This is a genomic window from Microbacterium sp. NPDC056003 (genome assembly GCF_042274785.1).
Lineage (GTDB): Bacteria > Actinomycetota > Actinomycetes > Actinomycetales > Microbacteriaceae > Microbacterium.
Window position 1 is genome coordinate 1,047,980 of record NZ_JBHJXQ010000001.1, and the last position, 23,453, is coordinate 1,071,432.

The 23,453-nt window shown below is 68.7% G+C and carries 22 protein-coding genes and 1 pseudogene; 9 read left to right on the forward strand and 14 right to left on the reverse strand.

The features are described 5' to 3' along the window. Positions 1 to 15 precede the first annotated feature (15 nt). Positions 16 to 1,122 carry a DegT/DnrJ/EryC1/StrS family aminotransferase gene (locus tag ACFC1W_RS04860; RefSeq protein ID WP_375989288.1) on the reverse strand — a complete coding sequence of 369 codons (1,107 nt, stop codon included), beginning with the start codon at positions 1,120 to 1,122 and terminating at the stop codon, positions 16 to 18. 194 nt (positions 1,123 to 1,316) lie between these two features. On the opposite strand from ACFC1W_RS04860, the gene ACFC1W_RS04865 reads away from it, so the two are divergent. Further along, a complete protein-coding gene (locus ACFC1W_RS04865; RefSeq protein ID WP_375989290.1) occupies positions 1,317 to 2,231 on the forward strand; it encodes a family 16 glycosylhydrolase in 915 nt (304 codons plus the stop codon). Between the two features lie 6 nt (positions 2,232 to 2,237). Here ACFC1W_RS04865 and ACFC1W_RS04870 read toward each other — a convergent pair whose 3' ends face one another. The 4 genes from ACFC1W_RS04870 to ACFC1W_RS04885 all read right to left on the reverse strand — a co-directional run bounded on the left by ACFC1W_RS04870 (position 2,238) and on the right by ACFC1W_RS04885 (position 6,987). Further along, positions 2,238 to 3,386 (reverse strand): DegT/DnrJ/EryC1/StrS family aminotransferase, encoded by a 1,149-nt coding sequence (locus ACFC1W_RS04870; RefSeq protein WP_375989292.1) that lies wholly within the window; start codon positions 3,384 to 3,386, stop codon positions 2,238 to 2,240. Then, positions 3,383 to 4,384, reverse strand: coding sequence for an NAD-dependent epimerase/dehydratase family protein (locus ACFC1W_RS04875; protein ID WP_375989295.1), 1,002 nt, complete (start codon positions 4,382 to 4,384; stop codon positions 3,383 to 3,385). The genes ACFC1W_RS04870 and ACFC1W_RS04875 overlap by 4 nt, the downstream gene beginning before the upstream one ends. Continuing rightward, positions 4,381 to 5,439, reverse strand: coding sequence for a Gfo/Idh/MocA family protein (locus ACFC1W_RS04880; RefSeq protein WP_241111775.1), 1,059 nt, complete (start codon positions 5,437 to 5,439; stop codon positions 4,381 to 4,383). Before ACFC1W_RS04880 ends, ACFC1W_RS04875 begins: the two co-directional genes overlap by 4 nt. Before the next feature lie 81 nt (positions 5,440 to 5,520). Then, positions 5,521 to 6,987: a glycosyltransferase family 39 protein gene (locus ACFC1W_RS04885; RefSeq protein WP_375989298.1), complete on the reverse strand. Its 1,467-nt coding sequence runs from the start codon at positions 6,985 to 6,987 to the stop codon at positions 5,521 to 5,523. A 224-nt stretch (positions 6,988 to 7,211) separates the two neighbouring features. Here ACFC1W_RS04885 and ACFC1W_RS04890 point away from each other — a divergent pair, with 224 nt between their 5' ends. Continuing rightward, positions 7,212 to 8,381: a GNAT family N-acetyltransferase gene (locus ACFC1W_RS04890; protein ID WP_375989300.1), complete on the forward strand. Its 1,170-nt coding sequence runs from the start codon at positions 7,212 to 7,214 to the stop codon at positions 8,379 to 8,381. Here the strand turns inward: ACFC1W_RS04890 and ACFC1W_RS04895 are convergent. Then, positions 8,365 to 8,994, reverse strand: a complete 630-nt coding sequence (locus tag ACFC1W_RS04895; protein ID WP_375989303.1) for a GNAT family N-acetyltransferase — start codon at positions 8,992 to 8,994, stop codon at positions 8,365 to 8,367. The two genes, ACFC1W_RS04890 and ACFC1W_RS04895, sit on opposite strands and share 17 nt — an antisense overlap. Positions 8,995 to 9,193: 199 nt before the next feature. Here ACFC1W_RS04895 and ACFC1W_RS04900 point away from each other — a divergent pair, with 199 nt between their 5' ends. Further along, the gene (locus tag ACFC1W_RS04900) at positions 9,194 to 10,093 is read left to right on the forward strand and encodes a glycosyltransferase family A protein (RefSeq protein WP_375989306.1); all 900 of its coding nucleotides are present in this window, start codon (positions 9,194 to 9,196) and stop codon (positions 10,091 to 10,093) included. A 25-nt stretch (positions 10,094 to 10,118) separates the two neighbouring features. Here ACFC1W_RS04900 and ACFC1W_RS04905 read toward each other — a convergent pair whose 3' ends face one another. Continuing rightward, a complete protein-coding gene (locus tag ACFC1W_RS04905; protein WP_375991409.1) occupies positions 10,119 to 10,682 on the reverse strand; it encodes a glycosyltransferase family 4 protein in 564 nt (187 codons plus the stop codon). Beyond that, positions 10,656 to 11,078, reverse strand: a pseudogene (locus ACFC1W_RS04910) (glycosyltransferase family 4 protein); the annotation flags it as partial. The gene ACFC1W_RS04905 and the pseudogene ACFC1W_RS04910, both read right to left, overlap by 27 nt. Between ACFC1W_RS04910 and ACFC1W_RS04915 the strand changes: the two are divergent. After that, positions 10,971 to 11,267: a hypothetical protein gene (locus tag ACFC1W_RS04915; RefSeq protein ID WP_375991411.1), complete on the forward strand. Its 297-nt coding sequence runs from the start codon at positions 10,971 to 10,973 to the stop codon at positions 11,265 to 11,267. The pseudogene ACFC1W_RS04910 and the gene ACFC1W_RS04915 overlap by 108 nt on opposite strands. On the opposite strand, the gene ACFC1W_RS04920 is transcribed toward ACFC1W_RS04915, so the two are convergent. The 3 genes from ACFC1W_RS04920 to ACFC1W_RS04930 all read right to left on the reverse strand — a co-directional run bounded on the left by ACFC1W_RS04920 (position 11,150) and on the right by ACFC1W_RS04930 (position 14,185). After that, entirely contained in the window at positions 11,150 to 11,974 is an 825-nt protein-coding gene (locus ACFC1W_RS04920; protein WP_375989309.1) for an ABC transporter permease, read from the reverse strand. The two genes, ACFC1W_RS04915 and ACFC1W_RS04920, sit on opposite strands and share 118 nt — an antisense overlap. Continuing rightward, positions 11,971 to 13,182: a polysaccharide ABC transporter ATP-binding protein gene (locus tag ACFC1W_RS04925; protein ID WP_375989311.1), complete on the reverse strand. Its 1,212-nt coding sequence runs from the start codon at positions 13,180 to 13,182 to the stop codon at positions 11,971 to 11,973. The genes ACFC1W_RS04920 and ACFC1W_RS04925 overlap by 4 nt, the downstream gene beginning before the upstream one ends. A 76-nt stretch (positions 13,183 to 13,258) precedes the next feature. Then, the gene (locus tag ACFC1W_RS04930; protein WP_375989314.1) at positions 13,259 to 14,185 is read right to left on the reverse strand and encodes a glycosyltransferase family 2 protein; all 927 of its coding nucleotides are present in this window, start codon (positions 14,183 to 14,185) and stop codon (positions 13,259 to 13,261) included. A 113-nt stretch (positions 14,186 to 14,298) separates the two neighbouring features. Here ACFC1W_RS04930 and ACFC1W_RS04935 point away from each other — a divergent pair, with 113 nt between their 5' ends. Genes ACFC1W_RS04935 through ACFC1W_RS04945 form a run of 3 tightly spaced genes read left to right on the forward strand, consistent with a single transcriptional unit; the run spans position 14,299 to position 17,299 of the window. Next, entirely contained in the window at positions 14,299 to 15,123 is an 825-nt protein-coding gene (locus ACFC1W_RS04935) for a hypothetical protein (RefSeq protein ID WP_375989317.1), read from the forward strand. Beyond that, the gene (locus tag ACFC1W_RS04940; RefSeq protein ID WP_375989320.1) at positions 15,120 to 16,292 is read left to right on the forward strand and encodes a glycosyltransferase family 4 protein; all 1,173 of its coding nucleotides are present in this window, start codon (positions 15,120 to 15,122) and stop codon (positions 16,290 to 16,292) included. The genes ACFC1W_RS04935 and ACFC1W_RS04940 overlap by 4 nt, the downstream gene beginning before the upstream one ends. Then, positions 16,289 to 17,299 carry a glycosyltransferase family 2 protein gene (locus ACFC1W_RS04945; RefSeq protein ID WP_375989323.1) on the forward strand — a complete coding sequence of 337 codons (1,011 nt, stop codon included), beginning with the start codon at positions 16,289 to 16,291 and terminating at the stop codon, positions 17,297 to 17,299. The genes ACFC1W_RS04940 and ACFC1W_RS04945 overlap by 4 nt, the downstream gene beginning before the upstream one ends. On the opposite strand, the gene ACFC1W_RS04950 is transcribed toward ACFC1W_RS04945, so the two are convergent. Then, positions 17,207 to 18,526, reverse strand: a complete 1,320-nt coding sequence (locus tag ACFC1W_RS04950) for a glycosyltransferase family 4 protein (protein WP_375989326.1) — start codon at positions 18,524 to 18,526, stop codon at positions 17,207 to 17,209. The two genes, ACFC1W_RS04945 and ACFC1W_RS04950, sit on opposite strands and share 93 nt — an antisense overlap. Positions 18,527 to 18,589: 63 nt before the next feature. On the opposite strand from ACFC1W_RS04950, the gene ACFC1W_RS04955 reads away from it, so the two are divergent. Together ACFC1W_RS04955 and ACFC1W_RS04960 are read left to right on the forward strand one after the other, a co-directional pair. Then, complete coding sequence (locus ACFC1W_RS04955; RefSeq protein WP_375989329.1) at positions 18,590 to 19,906, forward strand: O-antigen ligase family protein; 1,317 nt, start codon at positions 18,590 to 18,592, stop codon at positions 19,904 to 19,906. After that, complete coding sequence (locus tag ACFC1W_RS04960) at positions 19,906 to 21,057, forward strand: glycosyltransferase family 4 protein (RefSeq protein ID WP_375989332.1); 1,152 nt, start codon at positions 19,906 to 19,908, stop codon at positions 21,055 to 21,057. The genes ACFC1W_RS04955 and ACFC1W_RS04960 overlap by 1 nt, the downstream gene beginning before the upstream one ends. On the opposite strand, the gene ACFC1W_RS04965 is transcribed toward ACFC1W_RS04960, so the two are convergent. Beyond that, positions 21,058 to 21,657, reverse strand: coding sequence for a low molecular weight phosphatase family protein (locus ACFC1W_RS04965; RefSeq protein ID WP_375989335.1), 600 nt, complete (start codon positions 21,655 to 21,657; stop codon positions 21,058 to 21,060). Then, on the reverse strand, positions 21,657 to 23,429 hold the full coding sequence (locus ACFC1W_RS04970; protein ID WP_375989338.1) for a polysaccharide biosynthesis tyrosine autokinase: 1,773 nt from the start codon (positions 23,427 to 23,429) through the stop codon (positions 21,657 to 21,659). Before ACFC1W_RS04970 ends, ACFC1W_RS04965 begins: the two co-directional genes overlap by 1 nt. Between the last annotated feature and the right edge of the window lie 24 nt (positions 23,430 to 23,453).

The window sequence follows — 23,453 nt, forward strand, 5'->3', positions numbered from 1 at the left end:
GCCCGGAACGGGCTGTCAGAGCAGCGAACGCAGGGTGTGGACGACGTACTCCTGGTCGTCGGCGGTGATGCCCGGATACATCGGCAGACTGACGATCTCGGTCGCGAAGCGTTCGGCCTGTGGGTATCGGCCCTCGCCCTGGCCGAGGAACCCGAAGGCAGGCAAGAGATGGATAGGCTTCGGGTAGTGGATGCCGACGCCGACGCCGGCCTCGGCCATACCGGCGAGCACTCGGTCGCGGTCGGAGACCCGTACGACATACAGGTGATAGACGTGCTCGTTGCCATCGGCGACGAGCGGCAGCCGAACACGCTCGTCGCCTCCGAGCAGGTCGCCGTAGCGCGCGGCGGCGTCTCGGCGCAGTTGATTCCACTCGTCGAGGTGCTCGAGCTTCGCCGACAGCACGGCCGCCTGGATGCCGTCGAGCCGCGAGTTGCGGCCGACGACGCTGTGCTCATAGCGCGCAATGCCGCCGTGGTTACGCAGCTTGCGGATGGCGTCGGCGAGGTCGACGTCGTCGGTCATCACCGCTCCCGCGTCCCCGAATGCGCCGAGGTTCTTGCCGGGGTAGAAGCTGGTCGCGGCAACATCGCCGAGGCCTCCGGCCGGCACCCCGCCGCGGAGCGCACCCTGGGACTGGGCGGCGTCCTCGAGGATGAGCACGTCGTCACCGATGACCGAGCGCAGCGCATCGACGGGAGCAGCCTGCCCGTAGAGATGCACGGCGGCTACAACGCGCGTGCGCGGGGTCACTGCTTCAGCGACCGCCTCGACCGAGATCAGGTAGTCGTCGGTGCAGTCGACGAGCACCGGAACGGCGCCGACACGGGCGACCGCTTCGGCGGTGGCGGCGAACGTGTTCGCCGGAAGGATGACCTCGTCGCCGCCACCGACACCGACCGCCTCGAGGGCGAGTTCGAGTGCGTCGGTGCCGTTCGCCACCCCGAGGCAGTGGTCGACCCCGCAATAGCTCGCGAACGAACGCTCGAACGCCTCTGCGGCGTCGCCCAGGATGAACGCCGAAGAGTCGATCACCCGGGCGATCGCGGCATCCGTGACTTCGCGGATCCGCGCCGTCTGCCACGCGAGGTCGACGAAGGGGACGGTGCGCCGTGCTTGCATGGACGAACTCCTCGGGCTCGCGACGATTCAGACTCCGACACTACCGGCCGGCCCTCGGTCGCTGACGCGCTTGTACGATGGCCAAGGGAGTACGCAGTGCCGAGAATGGGGATCTGCGGCCGTATGCCGCTCAACGGGGGGTCGGGCCGATGCGGCAGACAGAGGAACGGCCAGGAAGACTCATCCGATGGGGTGTGGTCACGACGGTCGCCCTGGCGATGCTGACCGGATGCTCCGCCGAGACCGGCGGCGGCGGCACGACAGCCCCTCCGCCGACGACGTCGGCAGCCCCCTCGTCACCGCTCGGCGGGGCACAGCCGTTCGAGTCCGTGGAGGCCGGAACCGGGCTCGTCTGGGCCGATGAGTTCGACGATGATTCCCCGGACCGCTGGAAGACGTGGAAGCGCATGGAGGGTGCGCGCGGCTGGGGCAACGAGGAGCTCCAGAACTACACGACCTCCGCCCAGAACTCCTTCGTCGCCGACGGCTTCCTGCACATCGTGGTGCGCAAGGAGTCCAGCGAGGATGCCGAGGGGAATCATTCCGATTACACATCGGCGCGTCTGATGACCTACGAGACCTTCCGGTACGGGCGCGTCGAAGCGCGCATCAACGTCCCCTCCGGCTACGGCCTCTGGTCGGCGTTCTGGATGCTGGGCACCGAGCACACCCCTGGGGCGCCGTGGGCCAGCCGCGGCGAGCTCGACATGATGGAGTACGTCGACAAGGCGATGACGCTTCAGAGCGCGGCCATCGGCGTGGACACCGAAGACAACCCGTGGAACTGGGTCGTGACGCGCCCGGATGAGGAGGGCGGCTGGAGCGGGCAGTGGCACGTATACGCCGTCGACTGGTCGCCCGACTCGATCACGTACTCGGTCGACGGCAGCGAACTGGGCACCCTCCGCAAGTCGGAACTCGAGGAGGGAGATCTCTGGACGTTCGACAACCCGTCGCACATCATCGTGAACGTCGCGGTCGGCGGGCGGTGGCCCAGCGACGACATCGAGGACGCCGTCCTTCCCGCCGCGATGCTCGTCGACTACGTGCGGGTGTACGACTCGGAGCTGCGCTCCGTGCCCGAGTCGTGGATGCCGAAGCCGCCGTGACCCTCCCTACGCCGGTTCCGAACCGGCCGCTGCCGCGTTCTCGCGAAGGACGTCGATGACCCGTGTCTGCTCGTCCTCGGTCATCTGATGGAACACCGGCAGGATGAGCGTGTTGTCAGTGAGACGCTCGGTCGCCGGCAGCGCCGCCTCGGTGTGCGCATAGGCCGGTTCGCGGTGTGCCGCCATGATCCCGCGGCGGGCTGAGATGTCGGCCGCGCCCAGTGCGGCCAGAAGCTGCTCGCGCTCGAGCGGATAGCTGGGCTCGACCTCCACCCAGAACGACTGGAAGTTCGCGGTGCCGTATGCCGGGTCGGCCACCGCGCGGAGCCCGTCGATCTTCGAGATGGCGTCGGCGTACGCCGACGCGAGCGCGCGACGTCGGTGCACCACCTCATCGAGGCGTGAGAGCTGCACGAGTCCGACGGCGGCCTGGAGGTCGGTCATCCGGTAGTTGAACCCGATCTCGGTGTACGCCTCTTTGGGTGCGACCACGCTGGCGTGACGCACCGCCGCTGACACGCTCATCGCGTGCTCACGCAGCGAGCGCGCGCGGTCGGCCCAGTCGGCACGCGAGGTCGTGATCATCCCGCCCTCGCCGGTGGTGAGGATCTTCCGCGGGTGGAACGACCATGCCGCGATGTCGGCGCCCGCGCCGACTGGACGGCCCTTGTACGTGGAGCCCGCGCCGCACGCGGCGTCCTCGATCACGACGATCCCGCGCGGATCGCACACTCCGCGGATGGCGTCGAGGTCGACCGGCACACCGCCCTGATCCACGGCGATGACTGCACGGGTGCGCGGTGTGAGCGCGGCCTCGACAGTCGACGCGGTGAGGTTTCCGGTGATCGGGTCGATTTCGGCGAAGACGGGAGTGGCACCGAGATACGTCGGTGCGTTCGCGGTCGCGATGAAGGAGAACGACGGGACGACGACATCGTCTCCGGACTCGACTCCGACGACCTTGAGCGCGAGGTGCAGGGCGGTCGTGCAGTTCGACACCGCCACCGCGTGCTCGGCCTGTTGCCTCGTGCGGAATGCCTCTTCGAAGGCGGCCACCTTGGGGCCCTGCGCGACCCAGCCCGACTCGATCACCTCGGTGACCGCCGCGACCTCTTCGGGCCCGAGCCACGGCTTCATGACGTTGACGCGCGTCATGCGTCGGCACCTCGCAGCTCCCGGCCTGCCGCGATCTCCTGACGCAGAGGGCGCCACCACTCGACCAGCTCCCGAAGCCCCTGCTCGAGGTCTGTCGTCGCTGTGAAGCCGAGGTCACGCTCGGCGGCACTCGTGTCGGCGAGCCGTCGCACGACATTGTTCACGCCCCGTTCGGGACCGAACTCGACCTGAAGATCGGACTCCATCACCTTCAGCAGCATCTCGGCGAGCTCGAGAAGGCTCGTCTCGGTGCCGCTGGCGATGTTGTAGGTGCCCTCTGCTACGCCGGACTTCGCCGCGAGCACGTTCGACCGGGCGATGTCGGCGCTGAAGATGAAATCCATCGTCTGCTTGCCATCGCCGAAGATCAGGGGCGGTTTGCCGTCGGCGATCCGCTCCATCCACCGCACGAGGACTTCGGTGTAGAAGCCGTGGACGTCCATGCGCGGCCCGTACACGTTGAAGTAGCGCAGCATGACGTAGTCGAGGCCGTACATCGCCCGGAAGCTCTTCGCCATCCCCTCGTTGAAGGTCTTGGCCGCGCCGTAGAACGTGTCGTTGTTGTACGGGTGGTGACGCTCGTTCGTCGGGAAGGACTCGGCCATGCCGTAGACGGAGGCCGACGAGGCGGCCACGAGCTTGGAGACCCTGTGCTCCGCCGATGCCTCGAGAACGTTGAACGTGGCATCCACCATCGTCTCCAGTGCGAGGCGCGGCTCTTCGGCACACTGCGTGATGCGGATAGCGGCCTGGTGGAAGACCACGTCCTTGCCCCTGACCACGTCGTGAACCGTGTCGCGGTCGCGGACGTCGCCGTCGATGAGCGTCACCCGCCCGGACTCGAGAGCGGCGTCGAGGTTGGCGCGCCGACCGCGGACGAGATTGTCGAGCACATCGATCCGGGCCACACCCGCGTCGAGGAGCTGGTCGACCAGCGTGGATCCGATCGTCCCTGCGCCCCCCGTCACGAGAACGTCGGCACCTGCCAACTCCGTCATGCGATCGTCTCCTCTTTCTCGGCACCCACCGTGGCTGGTGCGCTGTGCGCCTCGAGGCTTCTCGACGTCGCGTCCAATACCTTCAGCACGCGCAATGCGGCCCGGCCGTCAGTACGCGGGGCACGACCTTCGTGGATCGCCGCGGCGAACTCGCCCACCATCAGAGACAGCGCCTCGACCTCGGGGAGCGCCGGCACCCAGGTGTCGCCGTAGCGGTACGACACCTGGGCCGCCGCTCGTTCGGCGTCCTCGGTGACCGTCACGAAGTCGATCCCCCGGTCGTACACGCTCACGCGCTGAGTGGGGTTGAGGTCGTCCCACACCAGCGTGCGACGCGTTCCGCCGACGACGAGCTGCCGGATCTTCGTCGGGCTGAGCCAGTTGGCGTGGACGTGCGCGATCACACCGTCCGCAAGCTGCATGACCAGATAGCCGACACACGCTTTCCCCAGGCCGAGCGGGTCGCCGCCGTGCGCCGAGACCGCGCTGGGGCGCAGCCCGTCGGGGAGGATGAAGTCCAGGATGGACAGATCGTGCGGGGCGAGGTCCCAGAAGACGTCGACGTCGGGCTGAACGAGGCCGTGATTGATGCGCACAGAGTCGACGAAGGTGATGTCGCCGAGCTCGCCCTCCGCGATCAGCTCGGCGATCTTGAGCACGGCCGGCGTGTAACAGAACGTGTGGTCGGCCATGAGGACGACACCGGCCGCCTCCGCCGCCGCGACCATGCGCTCGCCGCTGCCCACACTGTCGGCGAGCGGCTTCTCGGTCAGCACATGCTTGCCGGCCGCGATCGCCGCGAGGGCGATCGGCTCGTGGGTACGGGCGGGGGTGGCGATCGCGATCGCGTCGACCCCTTCGATGGCGAGCGCCTCTTCGACCGATCGGACCGCGACCGCCGACCGAGTGGTCAGCGCCAGTCGTTCAGCCCGCTCGAGATCGAGATCGCACACCGCCGCGACGTGCCAGTGCTGACTGAGATTGAAGTTCCGTACGAGGTTCGGGCCCCAATACCCGGCGCCGACCACGGCAACGCTCAATCGATCGTCCTGCATGGACCCCCCTGACTGCTCCCCTACTCGCCCCACGTCCGACCTTATGGCACGGAAGGCGTGCGCGCGTATCGCGAGGGGAGATCAGCGGGAGAAGAGCGTCAAAGTGCTGAAGGAGAGCTCTATCACCGTGTCCTCGCGGAATCGCTCCGAACGGAGCTGCTCGTCCCACTCGCCGTTGCCGTCGGAGGCCGAGACGATCCACACCCGCTCCACGTCGTCGGGGATCTGCAGGTCACCGGGCGCGGCCCGGTCCCCCCACAGCGCGACAGGGTTCGTGTGACCGCTGAGGGCGATGTCGCGCAGCCCACGCGTCTCATCCGGATACAGCTCGAACAGCAGGTGCGGCTGATCCCACGGCTCGCTCTCGACGAGCACTGCATCACCCGCCACCCCCTCGCTGTCGAGGGTGCGCGCGACCGCGGTCCAGTCGGTCCCATGTGCCGTCTCCGCACGCATCGCAAGATACGGCGGCACCGCGAGGGCGATCAGCGCGGCGACGAGTGCCACCTGCAGCCAGCGCGCGGTGAGCGACGCGACGCCCAGGGCGCCCAGGAGCGCAACCGCGGGGGCCGACATGGCGAGGTAGGGCGGTGAGTAGAAGGGCGTTCCGACCAGCGACACGGCGATCAGAAGGAGGGTGGGGAGGAGCATCCAGGCAGCGCTCAGCAACGTGACGCCCCGCAAGACCCCGCCCTCCCTCACGCCGACGACGGCGCCGAGGGCGGCGAGACCGAGGAAGACCGCTGCGGTGACGTAGGCCACCCACCCCGGATATGCGGAGTCGACCCAGATCACCCCCGAGAACCATTGCTTCACCAGCACGTTGTCGAAGACGTCCCAACCGATCGGCTCGATCCACGACACCTGGCCGCGCTGTCGGTAGCCGAGGAGCGCAACGGGCACGGCCGCAAGCCCGCCGACGAAGACCGTGGCCATGAACGGCAGAAGCCGCGAACGCCACGGCCGGTGGATGAGGACGGCCACGCCGAACGCGACGACGACGAAGACCGTGAACAGGAAGGTGACCATCGAGAGCGCCACGAGTGCCCCGACGATGATCCACCGCCAGGCCTTTCCGCGCTCCAGCGCGAGCAGCAGGAGGAACGCGAGCCAGGTCACGAGCGCAAGCTGCACACCCTGGGATCGCCCGATGGTAGCGACCAGAAGCGACGCCGGGGTGACCATCAGCAGGATGCCGGCCACGATTCCCACGGTCCGTGACACGAAGACGCTGCCGATGAGGACGACCCCGGCGACGGCGACCCCGACAGCGATCGCACTCGGCACCCTCAGGCTCGCAGCATCCGCTCCGAAGATGGAGAACCACACGTGCATCCCGGCGTAGTAGGCCGCGTGCACGGCATCCATGTTCGCCGACACCATCGCCCACAGCGCGCCGGGCGAACGCGTCGCGATCGAGACGGTGACGGCCTCATCACCCATCAGGGAGGGCTCGGCGATCCGCCACACGCCGATGAGGACGGCCACCGCTCCGAGCGCGACCGCCCACGGCCACGCGCGGGGGTCCGGCGCCCGCTGAATCTTCACTCGCATTCGCTTCCCCCGGCGTCTTCCTGCGCGGCCCCACGGCGCAGTGCGGTGCGCGGCCACAGCCCGCGCATGGCGCAATGCTAGGCCACGGCGGGGCCTCCGCGCCGAGGGAAAGTCGACGCAACTAGGCTGATGCCGGGGACAGGCGCACTCGGCACCTGGTGGAGATCGTGCGCCGAATGGAGGACGACATGCGGCCGAAGCTGCTGAGGCTTGCCGACGTGACGGATTCGGATTTCGCACGCTGGTCCGCTCTCGCCGAGCGGGCAGCCGAAGCGAACGTCGTACTCGACCCGCGTTTCCTCTCGTCGGAACGGAAGGGTCCGGACGAGGATCACCTGTTCGTCGTGGCGGAAGAAGACGGCGCGTGGTTCGGCGTTCTGAGAGTGTTCCCCACCCAGGCCCCGTCATCGCTGACGCTGCCCGGGTACGGCACATGGGACCCCCCGGTGGCCGGGCCGTGCCATCCGGTCCTCGACCGCAGTCGCGCGGCGGAGGCACTCATCACGATCGCGCACGGCGTGCGCCACCTCCTTCGTGGCGGATATCTGATCCTGAGGGGCTACCCCGCCACCGGCCCCCTCGCGGATGCGCTCGGGGGCGTCGACCGGCCGACGATCCACACTCACGTGCTCGGGAGCCGCTCGGCGGCGTGGGCGTACCCCGCTCCCGACCCGGTTCTTCCCGCGCCCGACGCCGACGTGCTCCCCGCCGACGTCGAGCCCTCGTACCGCAGCTACGGCTCGCGCAGAGTCCTGCGCAACAGCGCCCGCCGCCTCACCGAGGCTGCGGGAGGCCCCCTCGCCCTGCACGACGCCACTGCCGATCCTTCGGCGATCGACCGCTTCGTCTCGGTTCAAGCATCAGGATGGAAAGGAGATCAGAATCGCGGGGGGACCGCGCTGGCGCTCGACGACCGCGCCGAGCGGGCGTTCCGCGAGAAGGTCGACGCCTTCCGCTCATCCGGCGATCTGAGGGTACTGGAGCTGTGGGCCGGCGAGCACTGCGTCTACACCACGGTGATCTTCGTCGCGGGCGGGGTGGCGGTGGGCTACCTCGACGCGTATGAGCACGAGTTCGGCCAGTATTCGCCGGGAAGCCTTGCGCGCACCGCGGTGTGCTCGCACCTGCGCAGCGTGCCGGAGATCAGGGGCATGAACCCGGGCATCTACGACCAGTACCCCGAGGCGTCGAAGATCTATCCCGATCGCCGGGAGTTTCTCGACGTCGTCGTCGGTGTGGGGCTCGTGCCCTCGACGGTCGTTCGGCTGATCGCGGTGGCGGAGCGCTCCGCCGCCGTGCGGCGGGGCCTGGACCTCGCCAACAGGGCGGATCGATTCGCTCTTCGGGCGATCGGTGCCCTCCGCCGGCGCGTCAGGCGTTCTCGTTGACCATCGCGTGACAGCACTCGTCGTACCACTCGATGCCGTCGGCTGTGCGGAGCGGGTAGGCCAAGCGCTTCACACCCTCCACGGGGAAGCTCATGCGCAGAAGCGCTCGATGCGCGGGGATGTTCTCGATGCTGTGGCTGGCCTCCAGGCGATGGAGCGACGTCGTCATCAGCCAGTCCGGGATCAGCATGAGCGACTCCATCGACACTCGAGTGTGCCGGAACTCGGGAAGGAACGCGGCGGCGTACGTCGCGCTCGCCTCACCGGACGTCTCGACGTAGACCTCGCCGGCATACCGGCCGTCCGCCTTGCCGACGACCGCGAGCTGATATGGTCCGCGACCGTTCGCAAGAGCGGCATGCGACTCGGTGAAGAAGGAGTCCATGCGATCGGCGATCTTGGGCATCTGCGCCCACTGGACGCCCTGACTCTCCTCCAGCGCGGCGCGTCCCGCGAGATCCTCTCGCAGGTATGCCCGCACGATCGCGTAGGTGCCGATGAGCCCGGCCGCAGGGAACGTCGGCAGAACCGGAGCTCCGCCGCCCTCGTCCGATGACTCTTGTCGCCCGAAGGTGCGGCGCGCGCGTCGCGCGAACCGCTTGAGGTACGCCATCCCGAACCGCCTTCCCCAGTGAACGGTTTCGATCCACCCGACGCGCCGCCTTGCGTGTGTGACGGCTGGATTTGGGCAATCGTAGTACGGGTGGCGGCGGGAGGCATACTGCCAGAATGGGAATCCCGGAGCTGCCCCTGGGTGGGTCTGCGAGGTCGGGTGGATCGAGGGGGCAAGCGACGTGATGCCGAGCAGCGCTGTGGCGCTCGTCAGTGTCGTCCTCGCGACCAATCGGGTGAGTCCGTTTCTCACAGCCGCGCTCGAGTCGATCGCACACCAGACGCATCCGCATGTGCAGCTGATCGTCGTCGACGACGGGTCTCCTGATCCCTCGTCTGTCGAAGCCGCCGTCCGTGCGGTGATTCCCGCAGCGCGGGTGCTGAGACGAGAGCCCGGCGGAGTCTCCGCCGCTCGCAACGCGGGCGCCGCGGTCGCGGAGGGCGACCTGCTCGTCTTCGCGGACGACGACGACGTGTCACACCCGGAGCGCTTCGCGAGGCAGGCTGCCTCGCTCGCGTCCTCGCCCCGAGCCGTCGCCTGCTATTGCGGAATGCGCACCATCGACGCGGACGGACGAGTGCTCGTCGAAGCCGACCAGACCGCGGCACGGGACAGGATCGAGATCGCCCGGCGGCGGACCGGCATCCTGCTCGGCAACCTCATGATACGTCGCAGCGACTTCGCTGCCGTCGGAGGCTTCGACGCCGGCCTGCTCCTCGCGGAGGACCTTGACCTCGTGCTGCGTCTGTCCGAGCGCGGGCCGTTCGAGTTCGTGCCGGAGGCACTCTTCGACTACCGCTGGCACGGCGCCAACAACACCTCCCGCCACCGGGAGCTGGCCATCTCGATCGACGGGATCGTGCGCGCACATATGGCTCTCGCGCGTCAGGCTGGTGATCGGGATCTCGTCGCGGCGCATCGCGAGAGTCTTCGTGCGAACGACAGGTTCGCGTGGTGGGCCGCACTCAGGCATGCCCGCACCGAAGCGACGCAGAGGAGGTTCAGGACGGCTGCCTCCGACGCGTTGTGGGCGTTGCGGTTCGCACCGTTCGCGCCGCTGGACGCGGTGGTGCGACGGCTGAGCCGACGCCGCGCCTGATGGACACACGCGGGGAGACGAACGGCTAACGGCGGTAGAGCTGCTCGTACTCGTCGACGACCGAGGTCAGCGCGAACGCGCGCGAGCGCTCCAGACTCGCCTGCGCGAGCCGCCCTCGTTCCCGCTCGTCGGTCAGGATGCGGACAAGGGCATCGCCGAGCGATCCGAGCTCGCTGAGGACCCCCGCCCGTCCTTCGTCCGTCACATACCTCGCGCCGACATTGGGAGTCGCCACCACGGGCAATCCGCAGGCCATCGCCTCGGCATAGGGGATGCCGAAGCCCTCGTAATCCGACGGCAGGCAGAACACCCACGCCCGCTGATACGCCGCGACCAGCTCAGCAGCGCTGAGCTCGCCCAGCACCTCGATGCCTGGGCCAGGGTCGTCCGGCGCATCCCTGCACACCATCTGGAGCCGCGCCCCGGGAACGGCCGGCAGCACGACCTGCTGGAATGCCGCAGCGAGGTCCCGCCCGCGCTTGCGGTTGCGCCACGTGCCGACGAACAGCACGGTGGGCACTGCGGACCTCTTCTCCGGATCCGGTCGAAAGCGCTCCACGTCCACGCCGTTCGGGATCACGCGTCGCACCCATGGAGTCCATCGCCGCGTCGCCGGAGACACCGCCACCGTCACGTCGGCCACCGCTGTCGCCAGGACCTCGCTCAACCCCAGCAGGAGCATCCGCAGCTTCTCCCAGAGTCCCGGCACCCGCCCGGCTTCTTCGAAGGATGACCCGTGCATCGTCCGCACGTGCACCGGCGCGCGGCGCCGCCAGAGCCAGTAGTCGTCGCCGTGGGCATGGATCACGTCGTAGGCGCGGAAATCGAACCGACGCAGAGCCCAGGCGAATCGGAAGGTGCGCAGCGACCCCGCCAAGTGCACCTGACGGTGCCCGTAGAGAGCGCCGTCGACCGGCGCGCATTCCGAGAACATGTCGACCTCGTGCCCGCGTCGCACGAGCGCGTTCGCGAGCTCGTGCGCCTGGAATCCGACTCCGATCTTGCTCCCGCTCGGAAGGTAGTACGAGATCATCGCCACGCGCACGAACGGTCCGCTCAGATGATGTCGGCGAAGAGGCGCTCAGTGCGCTGGAAGACCAGGATGCCCCACGAGATCGACACGAGCGCCGCCACCGCCAGCGCAATGACCTGCCACGCCTCCGGCGCCGCCTGACCGAGCAGCGACCAGCGATAGGCCTCCATGAGCCACGTGATCGGATTCAGGTTGAACAGCCATTGAAGCCCGACATCGTCCACGGCCTCCATCGAGTACGCGATCGGAGAGGCGTACATGAGGATCTGCATGAACCAGGGCAGGAAGTACTGCACGTCGCGGTACTTGACCATCCACGAAGACGCGGCCAGACCGATGCCCATCGCGAGCAGTACCGTCATCAGCACCCAGATCGGCAGGAGCAGGATCGGCCAGCCCGGGTTGATGCCGAAGACGAACAGCAGAACGACGAACAGCCCGAACGAGACGGCGAAGTCGAGAAGGATCGAGGTGAGCACCGACAGCGGCACGATGATGCGGGGGAAGAAGACCTTCTGCACGAGGGCGAGGTTGGCCACCAGCGACCCAGCGCCGCGATTGACGATGTTGTTGAACAGCGACCACGCCATCTGACCGGCGAAGGCGAAGATGAAGTAGGGAACGCCGCCGCTGGGAAGCTGCGCGATGCCGCCGAAGACGATGGTGAAGACGCCGGCAGCGACCAACGGCTGGACGAACACCCATGCCACGCCCACCGCGGTCTGGCGGTAACGAAGCAGGATCTCCTTCTGACCGAACCGGAAGAAGATCTCGCGCGCCGCCCAGACTTCACCCCAGTTCGGCAGATTGAACCGCCCCGGGGGATGGATGACGGTGCGGTGGCTCATCGGGTCGCCTCGTATTCGAAGTCGGCCAGGACCATGCCATGGCTCAGGGCGTCGTCGGTCGCGAGCTCGGGGTACGGGCTGTGCTCGACGACTTCGATGACGTCGGCCCCTTCCCACGCGTCGAGGATGCCCGCCTGGCACACGAACATGTCGACCGTGTACCGCCCGGGCCGCAGCCAGAGATTCTGGATGCGCAGAGTGCCTGCCTGCTCCTTGCTCGGGTCGAACCACTGGCCGAGGAGGCGCGAGTCGCACTGGACCACCACGGCGCCGTTCGCGTCGGTGATGTGGGCCGATACGAAGTACTTGCCGATCATGTGGGGGTTGCGCCCGACGTTGAACTCGATGACCTTCTCGTCGCCGGGCTCCTGAGTCTGCTCGGTCACGCCGACCCGCTGCAGTCGGAGCTCGCCCGTTCCGGGACGCGAAGCCGCGTCCTGCTGCTGCACCTGGAACTTCTCGAAGGTGTCGCGGTAGTGGGTGATCGCGCCGTCGACCGACCCGTGGTAGCCGAGCCTGCCCTTGTCGAGGAAGATCGCCGAGGTGCACAGGGCGGTCACGGTGTTCATCTGGTGGCTCACGTAGAGCACGGTTCGTCCGTCGCGCGCCACCTCGCGCATCTTGGCGAGCGATTTGCGCTGGAACTCGGCGTCGCCGACCGCGAGCACCTCGTCGATCGCCAGGATCTCGGTATCGAGGTGGGCGGCGACGGAGAAGGCCAGGCGCACGTACATGCCCGATGAGTAGCGCTTGACCGGGACGTCGAGGAACTTCTCGACGCCGGAGAAGTCGACGATCTCGTCGAAACGGCGCTTGATCTCTTTGCGGCTCATGCCGAGCAGCGCACCGTTCTGATAGATGTTCTCGCGACCGGTGAGCTCGCCCGAGAAGCCGGTGCCCACCTCGAGCAGCGAGCCGACACGACCGCCGAGATCGATGACACCCGCGGTCGGCGCAGTGATCCGCGTGAGGATCTTCAGGAGCGTGCTCTTGCCGGCGCCGTTCCTGCCGACGATGCCGACCGCCTCACCCCACGGAATCTCGAACGAAAGGTCCGTCAGCGCGTGGAAGTCCTCGAAGTGCGTTCGGGTGAGCGGGTGCCGGATGCGGTTGAGCACAGCGGTCGTGATTCGGTCCGTCTGTGCACCGGTCACCTGAATGCGGTACGCCTTGGACAGGTTCGAGACCGTGATCGCTGTATCGGCCATTCGGCTCCATCCCCCCAAGACACGCCACCCCGCTGCGCAGGACGCAACGCCGAACAGGCTAGCATCGCCCGCGCAGTCACCGGCGCCGGGCGAGCCGTCGGATGAATTCGCCCGCGTACCCCGCGGCGTCGTGCCGGAGTCCCCATGTCGCTTCAGTGAGAGCATCCGCGAGCCGCAGGCGTCTCGCCGCCCAGAGAGTCGCCCGCGAGGCCTCGCGTGCCGCCCGCCGCCGCTCGAACCCACGGTGGGAGTCGAGGAGCGCTGCGGACCGCGTATCGCCACGTACGCGCGCGGCCCAGGCGTGGCGCGCAAGGATCCCGTCAATGGCGTCCCGCCGCACGCGCAGGTTGGACAGCGACGTGCTCGTGGCGTTGCGGTCGTGTCGCCGATAGCCGACGAGTTCCCCCGGTGCGCACACCAGGTCTCCGCGCTGGAGCAGGCGCAGCATGAGCTCGAAGTCTTCCATCATCGACAGCTCAGGGCTGAATCCGCCGACCTGGGCGAACGACTGGCGGCGGATCAAAAGCGCGCCGCAGATGTGCGGCATCCGCGCCCTGCCGGCGAGCATGTCCTGCGCCGTCGAAGCCGACGCGGGCCAGGACGGCGGGATTCGCCGGCTCGCGGCATCCATGTGCCATCCGCCGCAGTACGAGGCGGGCGCGGCGGGAGCGTCGCGCAGCAGCGCGACTTGGGTCTGGAGGCGCTCCGGGTGCCAGACGTCATCGTCGTCCAGGAAGACGACGAACGCCCCCTCGGATACCGCAACCCCGGCGTTGCGGGCGAGCGACACCGTCACCGGCGGCGGCACGTGTAAGACTCTCGATCTCGGATGCTGGGCGACGAGCTCTGCGAGAGCGACCGGGTCGGGCACTCCGTTGTCGACGATCACGAGCTCCCAGTCCGAGTAGGTCTGCTCGGCGACGGAGCGAAGGGCCTCCGCCAGATAGGGCGAAGCTCGATTCGTGGCCACGACGACGCTCACAAGCCCTGTCTGGTCCGTCATCTCGCCCCCTCCCACATCGCAAAGACAGTACCTGACGTCGTCGGGCTAGGATCGGACCGCCCGGCCACCGCACATGACGAGATCTGTGGGAGATGCGACTCAACGCTTACATCATGCTCGGTGACCCTGCCTTCCTCGGTCCGAGCGTGCGCTCCTACTACTCGATCGTGGACCGCATCGTCGTGTCGTACGACGAGAATGCGACGTCGTGGACGGGCACGCCGCTCCCGATCGAGCGCTGCCTCGAGATCTTGCGCGAGGTCGATACCGAGGGCAAGTGCGACTACCGCCCCGGGCACTTCGGCCGGGAGGGCTTCGATCCGCTCGAGAACGACACCTACCAGCGCCAGACGGCGCTGGTACAGGCCGCAGAAGGGGCCGACTGGGTGCTGCAGCTCGACACCGACGAGGTGATGCCGCAGCCCGACGTCTTCGTCGAGATGGTTCGGCGAGCGCACCGCGCGGGCGCCTGGGCGCTGGACTACCCCGCACGGTGGCTGTACACGCGAGTCGCCCCGGGCCGATTCCTCGAAGCGAGCACTCGATTCTGGCGACTGGCCTGCTCGTTCCCCGGCCCGCTCGCGGTGCGGGTCGGCGTTCCGCTGCGGCTGGCGCGACAGACGGACTTCCCGATCTACCGGGTGGACGTGCGCCCGTGGAACACCGATCCGGCGGCCTCGCCCGAGACGATCGTCAACGAGGTGATATCGCCGGAGGCCGCCGTGCTGCACTACAGCTGGGTGCGCTCAGCTGCCGACATCGCACGCAAGGTGGGCTGGTCGGGGCACTCCGAGGAATGGCGCCACAGCGGCAAGTACGGCATGTGGCTGCACTCGACCCGCAGGCCGCGAATGACCGTGCTCAAGACCCCCTTCGCCCCGCTGTGGCGGCACTACCGGCTCAGCCGCGTCCGCGACTTCCCCGGCGAAGGCGCATGATGCGGATCGCCCTCGTCGCGAGCTCATACCTCCCCCGGTTCGGGGGAGTCGAGGAGCACGTGTTCCATCTCGGGCGCCGGTTGCGAGCCCGGGGGCACGAGGTCACCGTGTGGGCCGTCGATCAGGGCGACGAGGCGCCGCCCCGGGACGACGGCCCGCCGCTCCGGTACCTTCCGACGCCGCTGCCGACTCGATCGCTCGGCGGCGTGATGCGGTTCGCGCTCGCGGCACCGAGCGCCCTGCGGTCGTGGCGCGCTGCTGTGCGGCAGGATGCGCCGGAGGTGATCGTCGTCCAGTGCTTCGGCGCCAACGGCCCGTGGGCGGCGCACGTCGCGAAGCGCGCAGGCATCCCACTCGTCTACGCGAACCACGGCGAAACGTTCATGGACGCACACGACGCGTTCGCCTCTTCCCAGCTTCTGCGCCGATCGCTCGCCGACGTGCTCCGGGACGCGCGGGCCGTGACGTCGTGCTCGAGCTACGCGGCTGCCGATCTCGATCGTTTCGGGGCGCATCGCGAGGTGGCGGTCGTCGGCAACGGAATCGACCTCGACGCGGAGGCTTCGCCTCTCGCTGTCGCGCTGCCGGCCGCCTACATCACCGGCGTCGGGCGCCTTGTCGAGAACAAGGGGTTCGATGTGCTGATCGAGGCGTACGCCCGCGCCCGTGACCGGCTGGGAGGCGCCGAGCTCATCATCGCCGGCGACGGTCCACGACGGGCCGACCTCGAATCCAAGGCGCGCGAGCTCGGCGTGGACGCGCACGTGAGGTTCGTCGGGGCGCTCCCGCGCGAGCAGGTGCGCACTCTTCTCGACGGTGCCCTGGTGCACGTCGTACCGAGCCACGTCGAGGCGTTCGGGCTCGTCATCCTGGAGGGGTGGCGTTCGGGCGTCCCCGTGCTGGCGACACAGCGCGGCGGCCCTGGCGAGTTCATGACCGACGGCGCCGACGGCCTGCTCTTCGACCCCCGCGATCCCGAGGGACTCGCGCGATTGCTCACGCGTGTGGCCGAGGATGCCCCGCTGCGGGCGAGGCTCGGTTCGGGCGGCCGCGACGCAGTGCGCAGGTTCACGTGGGATCGCGTGGCAGACGGTTACGAAGAGGTGTTCCGCAGCGCGGTCGTCGCGGAACCGCCCGGCGATGCAGAACCGAGGAATCGACTGACATGACCACACCGGACCCGCCCGCCCCGACCGTCTCGGTCATCATCATCACGTACGCGCGGCCGCAGTACATCGCAGAGTGCCTGCGCCATCTGTACGAGATGACCCGCCGGCCGCATCAGATCATCGTGGTCGACGGCTCGCCGGATGACCGCACGCGCGACCTCGTGTCGGCTGAGCATCCCGATGTCGTGTACATCCGCCACCAACTGGGGAAGGGCACGATGCCCGAATCGCGCCAGCTCGGCCTGGCGGCGGCGACCGGAGACATCGTGGCATTCATCGATGACGACGCGTACGCCGACCGCGAGTGGCTGACGGAGCTCACCCGCGTCTATGACGACGACCCGGCCGTCGCCGGAGTAGGCGGACGTGCCGACAACGGCATCCCCGGCGAGGATCGCGAGGGTGTGGGCACCATCGGCCGACTGCTTCCCAACGGGGATCTCACCGGATACTTCGGCGCGAACTCGCTGCGTCCGGTCGACGTCGATCACTTCCTCGGCGCGAACCAGTCGTATCGGCGATCGATCCTGGAATCGATCGGCGGCATCCGCGGCAACTATCCCGGCACCTGCCTGCGCGAAGAGTCTGACACGTGCCTGCGACTCACCGCTGCCGGGTACCGGCTGGTTTTCGCGCCTCGGGCGCTGGTACGCCACGTGGCCGCGCCGTACCAGATCGGCGGCCAGCGCTTCGATCGGCGCTATCTGTACTACTCCCGCCGCAATCACGTCATGCTCCTGGCGCGGGTGTTCGGCTGGCGGACCCCGTATCTGCGTCGGTACTACGTGACGGCGTTCCGACAGCAGGGCCACTACTTCTCGCTGGTCGGCAGGTTGATCGCGAAGGGGCGCGATGCTGAGGGTGAGAAGGCGACCATGCAGCGGCGCGTGACCTCGCCGATCATCCTGACTCGGTCAGTCGTCGAGATCGCGGGTCTCTTCGCCGGAGTCTGGGCGGGGATCGACGGTCGTCGTCGCGACCGCCGCGCTGGGGTCGGCACCCCCTGAGCCTGCGCCGCGCTCCCCACGACGGGCGTCGAGGGCGGTCGCCCACGCGTCGCCGACGACGGACCACGTGCGGGTGATCCCGTAGCGCTCCCACGCTGCCTCCCGCGCGGCCGACGCCATCACCTGCGCTTCGATGTCATGGCGCAGCATCCACCCGATCGCCCGAGCGAGGGCGAGATCGTCGCCGGGGCGGACGAGCAGTCCCAGATCGCTCCGACGCACGCCATCGGCGAGTTCGACAGCGCACGAGGAGGGGTCGATGATCTCGGGAACTCCCCCGGCATCGGTGCCGATCACCGGCACGCCGGCCGCCATCGCCTCCATGATCACCTGACCGAATGGCTCAGGCACCGGCGACGCGTGGACCGCCAGCGACAGCCGGCGGAGCTCGGCCGGGGTGTCTGCGACCCAGCCGGTCCACTCCACGCTGGCTCTCAGGTCGGGTGAGGTCTCGACGAGCCTGCGCAGCTCGTTCTCCTCGGCGGCGTCTTCGAACAGGGCGCCCCCGACGATGCGGAACCGCGCGGCGGGGTTCTCGGCGAGGACGCGTCGGGCGGCTTCGAGGAAGACACGCTGGCCCTTCGTGGCGCTGATCCTCCCGACGATCCCCACGGTCGCTGCCGGCGGATGCCCCTGATCCGCGAACGCTTCACGAGGAAGCCCGGGATACGCGACGACGATGCGTTCGGCGGGCGTCGAGCGAAGGGTCTGCGCCGTCGCCCACGAGTTCGCCACCACGAGTCGCGGACTCCAGCGCGCCAGAGCGCGCATCGCGAAGACGAACGGGACGGGGAGGTAGTCGGGTGCGAGCCGGTCGTGCAGGTGCCACACCCATGGCGTGCGGAGCGGACGGGCGATCGAAGTGATGACAGCGCCCTTGAGCGAGTTGGCGACGACCAACTCGGCGCGGAGGCCACGGAGCTTCCGTCGCACGGTGCGCGCGACGGCCAGGGTGGCGACGGCATTTCGCCATAGAGCGCCCACGGACGCCGCCTCGCGGCGGGTGACGCGGTGCACCGCCGCGGTCGCGATGACTTCGGTCGGCACCCCGGCCGCGCGCAGGAGGTCAGGAAAGGCACCCTCCTCGAGCACGATCGCCGAGACGTCGAAAGCGTCGCGGTCGCGAGCGCGGAGCAGACGCAGAATCGCGATCTCTGCGCCCCCGACATCTGCGGTGTGGGAGACGACCACCACCCGCGCAGGGGCGCTGCGAGGAGGAGATGCCACCTGCACACCCTAAGGGAGAGGCTCGCCGAGCGGTACACCGCGATCGAGCCCTACCATTGCCCTGTGACCTTCCAGCCCACAGGCACGACGATCCGGGGAGTGGGCACGACGATCCTGGGGATCCTCGTGCTGCTCGTCCTCGGTGCCTCCATGGGCTTGGCGAGCGCGCGCCTGCCCGACTACGCGATCTACCTCGCGCTGGGTGTTCTGCTCATCGCTGTCGCCGCGATCGACCTCTCGCTCGTGCCGGTGCTCGCCGTTCCGGCCGTCTTCGCGGTGCAGCGGATCGGCCCGATGAGCGGATCTGACCTCCTCCTGGGCATAGCCGTGCTGGTCGCGCTGGTGCTGGTGCGCGGCCGCGGTCTCCACACCATGCAGCCGCTGCTGTGGTCCGGGGCCTTCTACGTCGCGCTGACCGCCCCTCAGCTCATCCTCAACCGCTACGCCGAGAACTACATCGAGTGGGCCCACGAACTGGTATTGGTTCTCGGCGCGATGGTCGTCGGGTTCGTGATCGGCCGAGAGGGCCACGCCCGCCTCGCACTGGGAATCTTCGTCGCGATCTGCGTCGCCATGGGCGCGACGGCCGGGGTCATGGCGCTGGGCAACGGACTCCAGCCCGTCTACCTGGGCGTGTGGCACAAGAATGCGATCGGCGCGTTCTTGATGGTCGGTCTCGTCATCGCCTTCGCCAACCCCCCGTGGCTGGGCTGGCCGGGGTGGATGGCGTGGGGGGCCTTCGTGATCTGCGGTGTCGGCATGGCCGCCGCCCAGTCGCGCCAGGCGATCGTCGGGGGGCTGATCGGAATCTTCGTCGTCGGCCTCCGGCCGCGATTCCACAACGGGAAGCGCTCGAGGTGGATGTGGCTGATCCTCATCCCCACCGGATGGTTCGTCTACCAAGAAGTCGCCTCCCAGCTCGCGTCCGACAATGACTTCAGTTCGGCCGCCCAGCGGATCACATGGTACGGCGAATCGATCATCGTGTGGCTGCAGTCGCCGATCTTCGGTGTCGGCCACCGATGGTGGACGACGTGGCACACCGGGTTCGGCGGATTCCAGCCTCCGAACGCCGAGCTGGAGGTGCTGACGACCGTAGGCGTGCTGGGACTCATCGGCTTCCTCGGTATGTTCGCCGGCGCGCTCTGGGCGCTCGCGCGGATGAACCCGGTGTATGGCACGCTCGGCCTCGCGGTCGTCGCCGCCAAGCTGGCCCAGAGCCAGTTCGACCTCTACTGGGTCGCCGGCCACGCCTCCATCCTCTGGATCATCGCCGGCATCTGCTACGGCGTCCAGGAACGCGACAGAGCCGACGGGATCGAGCGGATCCCCCACCCCGTGCAGACGCTCTGGCGGCGCACGCGGGGGGTTCGCATCTGATGCGGGGTGTCGTCCATGCGCTGACCCCCGGCGACCACTTCTCACCCAGGACCGGCTCGGCGATCCCGACCGTCGTGCACGGTCTCGCCCAGGCCGCGGCATCCGACGACGGCTATCGGCACGAGGTGCTCCTCGACGCGTCCACCTTCCATCCGCGGTACTCGAGTGCAACGGCGATCGAGTACGCGGGCGCCGGGTATCCCCGCAAATGGGAGCGTGCCGTCGACCTGGGTCTCTCGAAGATCGGCCTTCCGCGTGTTCGCGCGCAACGGTCGTACCGCCCGATGGTGACGGCGCTGGAGGGGAGCACCGAGCGCCTCGTCATCGCGCACAATGCGCCGATCCTCCCCGGGATGCTCGACGCGACGCCGCACGTCCCCATCTACTACGCGCACAACGACCTGCCGCGTGGGATGTCGCGCTCCGAGGCCGGTCGCGCGCTCGGATCCGTCGGAGCCCTCATCGCGGTGAGCGCCGACCTGGCAGACCGCATTTCCTCCCGGGTCCCCTCGGCCGTCGCAGGGCGGATCCGCGTGGTCGAGAACGGCGTCGACACCGTGGGCTTCCGACCACGCGAACCGGCCGGGGCTCCGGCGAGCGATGTGGTCCGGATCATGTTCGTCGGTCGGATCGTGCCGGAGAAGGGTGCCGACGTTCTGCTGAAGGCCGCGGGAATGCTGGCACGAACCGACGTGGAGGTGGTCATCGTCGGCAGCCAGGGATTCGACGCCGGCGCGGCGCTCTCGCCGTACGAGCGCGCGCTGCGTGCGCTGGCGTCCGAGGTGGACGGGACGGTGAGGTTTCAGCCCTTCGTCGACCGCGAAGCGCTCCCGGCTCTGCTGCAGTCGGCCGACATCTTCGTCGCACCTTCCCGCTGGCCTGAGCCGAGCGGGCTCACGGTCGGCGAGGCGATGGCCACCGGACTTCCTGTCGTCGCCAGTGACGCCGGCGGTATCCCCAGCGTGATCGGCGATGCCGGGGTTCTTGTCGACCCCGGGGACGAGTCGGCCCTCGCCGACGCGCTGCGCTCCCTCATCGATGACGAGGGGAAGCGGCGCACTATCGGAATCGCAGCCCGTCGCCGTGCGGAGGATCGTTCCTGGTCTCACTCGTGGGCACAGCTGCGGACGGCGCTCGACGAGGTCGCGTGATCAGTCGCGCGCCGCGCCGAGCGCCGCGACGATCGTCGAGAGCACCGCTGTGAGCTCCCGGACCATCGCGACCCAGGCGCTGGGGGGTGACGCGATCGGGTCGGCGACATCGTCGCTCTCGTCATCGCCGAGGAAGTCGTCTCGCGGCCGATCGTGCGCTGCCTCGTCGAGCCACTTGCCGAGGGGCATGCCGGCGGGGAGCGGGTGATCGGTGAGCCATCGAGCGAACTGCTTGACGGTGAAGATGCGGTGGGTCACGTGAGCGTCGTCGGCGGCGAGCTCGCGGGACTGTGCCCGAGCCATGGTGAGGATGACGTCGAATCCGCCGAGATCACCCCGGTCGAGCTCGCGGCTGCGATGCGACGAGAAGTCGATCCCGAGGTGGGCGCCGGTCTGAACCCCTGCAGGTGGCATCCGGTGCCCCCCGGCCATGAGGCCCCCCGAGTGGATGTCGAGGGAATCATCCGCGAGAAGGCGCATGATCTCGGCGGCGTAGGGCGAACGGCAGCGGTTCGCCTGGCAGACGAAGAGCACGTGTGTGACGCCGTGCTCGGGGTCTGGTGACCGGACGGGCAGGGAGAGGCTGCGGGAACGCGCCATCACAGGTCGCTGGACGTCCTTTTCTCCGCCTGGGAGGAGTCGACGTCGAGGTCGGTATCGAGATCGAGGTCCGCAGCGCTGCCCGGGTCGGAAGCGAGCTCGTTCTCGTTCGTCCCCGACTTCTGCGTGCCGTTCCGGTTGCGCGAGCGGAGGTCATCCGTGGATCCGGTCTTGAGGATCTTGCGCAGGTCTTCGACGTCGCCGGGGGTCACGTCGTCTGCGATGACCGGAGCGGCTGCCCGCGGCGCAGAATCCCCGGCCCGCTGCGACACGTAGTACGACGAGTAGGTCTTCGGCAGTTTGCGTCGGCTGCGGTTCGCCACGACGCCGATCACGTCAGCGCCGGCGGCGCGCAGGGCGGCCACAGTATCGGACAGCAGCACGCGGTCGGTCTTGCGAACGGAGGAGATGACGACCGCGCCGTCGGACTGGAGTGTGAGCAGTGCCGCATCGGCCATCCCGATCGCGGGAGGGGAGTCGATGATCACCACGTCCGCGAGCGTGCGCAGGTGCGCCACCAATTCGCCGAGGACCGGACGGGCGAGCAGGTCGGCGGGGTCGGGCGGCTCGGCACCGGCAGGGAGGATGCGCAGACGGCGGTAGCGCGTGGTGTTCAGGCGGGACTCGACATCGCCGCGCGACAGCGTCTCTCCGACCTCGTGATCGCTCAGGATGTCGGCGAGGCCGTCTCCGTCGGCCGCGTCGCCGAAGTAGCGCCCGAGATCGGGACGTCGCAGGTCGCCACCGACGAGGATGACGGTCTTTCCCGCGCGAGCCCAGGCCATCGCGAGGTTGGCCGAGACGAAGGATTTGCCGTCTCCGGGCTCGACGCTCGTGACGACAGCGACGGCCGCCCGTCGGGGAAGGAAGACCTGCAGCGTGGAGCGGAGCGTGCGGAGCCGCTCGCTCAGGTCGGTGCGCTCGTTGTGCGCGACGGGGAGAGGCGGATCCATCCCGGCGACCCCGCGGTCCCAGCTCAGTTCGCCGAGCGACCGGGCGCCGGAGATGGCCTCGATCTCGTCCTCACCACGCAGGCGGTTGTCGAACTGATCCCGAATGAGTGCGGCCGCGATTCCGACGATCAGACCCGTGGCCAGCGCGAGCAGCAGGACGATCAGCACCGACGGCACGGTCGAACCCCCTGCTGACGGAGGCGTCACGATGGCTGTCGCCGCACCGGCGTCGTTGACGTCTTCGATGGCGAGGTTGACGGACGTCATCTGAGAGAGCGCGGTCGCGAGGTTGGTCGCCGCGATCGAGTCGCCGGGGTTCTCGGCGACCTCGCGCTGCAGATCCCGCGCGTTCTGGATGGCCTCGGCTTGCCGCTGCTGCAGGGTCGTCAGCGCCAGGTTGAGCTGCTCGTCGACGTGGGCGACGTACGCCGTCAGAACCGCGTCGGCTCGCGCCTGCGCCTGTTCGGGCGTGGTGCCCATCGCGCTGATGTGGATGCGTGCGAGAGACGTCGAGTCGTCGACGTTCGCGCGGACGGCACCAGCGAGTGCGGCGGGGTCTTCTCCGAGCTGCGCGGCCGCCGCCTCGAGGACGGTCGGCCCCGTCACCGCCTCGGGGCTCACGTCGACGGAGACGCCGCCGACCTCACCGGTGACGGCCCCCTGTGAGATCACGTCGTTGAGCCGGATGACGCCGGTGCTGACGAACGTCTCAGTGCGCACCTGGAGGTAGACAGCTGCCGTCACAAGTGCGGCCAGCATGACCGCGCCGATGATCCATTTGCGCTTCCAGAGCACATCGAGAATCTGTCGGAGCGTCAAGTCCACTCTCCCCACGGGCATGGT

What these genes read in the sequence shown, in the direction of transcription:
- ACFC1W_RS04880 (WP_241111775.1), bottom strand. Translation starts at nt 5,439, where the DNA reads ATGCAGGACGATCGATTGAGCGTTGCCGTGGTCGGCGCCGGGTATTGG.
- ACFC1W_RS04920 (WP_375989309.1), bottom strand. Translation starts at nt 11,974, where the DNA reads ATGAGCCACCGCACCGTCATCCATCCCCCGGGGCGGTTCAATCTGCCG.
- ACFC1W_RS04875 (WP_375989295.1), bottom strand. Translation starts at nt 4,384, where the DNA reads ATGACGGAGTTGGCAGGTGCCGACGTTCTCGTGACGGGGGGCGCAGGG.
- ACFC1W_RS04940 (WP_375989320.1), top strand. Translation starts at nt 15,120, where the DNA reads ATGATGCGGATCGCCCTCGTCGCGAGCTCATACCTCCCCCGGTTCGGG.
- ACFC1W_RS04870 (WP_375989292.1), bottom strand. Translation starts at nt 3,386, where the DNA reads ATGACGCGCGTCAACGTCATGAAGCCGTGGCTCGGGCCCGAAGAGGTC.
- ACFC1W_RS04965 (WP_375989335.1), bottom strand. Translation starts at nt 21,657, where the DNA reads ATGGCGCGTTCCCGCAGCCTCTCCCTGCCCGTCCGGTCACCAGACCCC.
- ACFC1W_RS04860 (WP_375989288.1), bottom strand. Translation starts at nt 1,122, where the DNA reads ATGCAAGCACGGCGCACCGTCCCCTTCGTCGACCTCGCGTGGCAGACG.
- ACFC1W_RS04925 (WP_375989311.1), bottom strand. Translation starts at nt 13,182, where the DNA reads ATGGCCGATACAGCGATCACGGTCTCGAACCTGTCCAAGGCGTACCGC.
- ACFC1W_RS04945 (WP_375989323.1), top strand. Translation starts at nt 16,289, where the DNA reads ATGACCACACCGGACCCGCCCGCCCCGACCGTCTCGGTCATCATCATC.
- ACFC1W_RS04960 (WP_375989332.1), top strand. Translation starts at nt 19,906, where the DNA reads ATGCGGGGTGTCGTCCATGCGCTGACCCCCGGCGACCACTTCTCACCC.
- ACFC1W_RS04895 (WP_375989303.1), bottom strand. Translation starts at nt 8,994, where the DNA reads ATGGCGTACCTCAAGCGGTTCGCGCGACGCGCGCGCCGCACCTTCGGG.
- ACFC1W_RS04930 (WP_375989314.1), bottom strand. Translation starts at nt 14,185, where the DNA reads ATGACGGACCAGACAGGGCTTGTGAGCGTCGTCGTGGCCACGAATCGA.
- ACFC1W_RS04935 (WP_375989317.1), top strand. Translation starts at nt 14,299, where the DNA reads ATGCTCGGTGACCCTGCCTTCCTCGGTCCGAGCGTGCGCTCCTACTAC.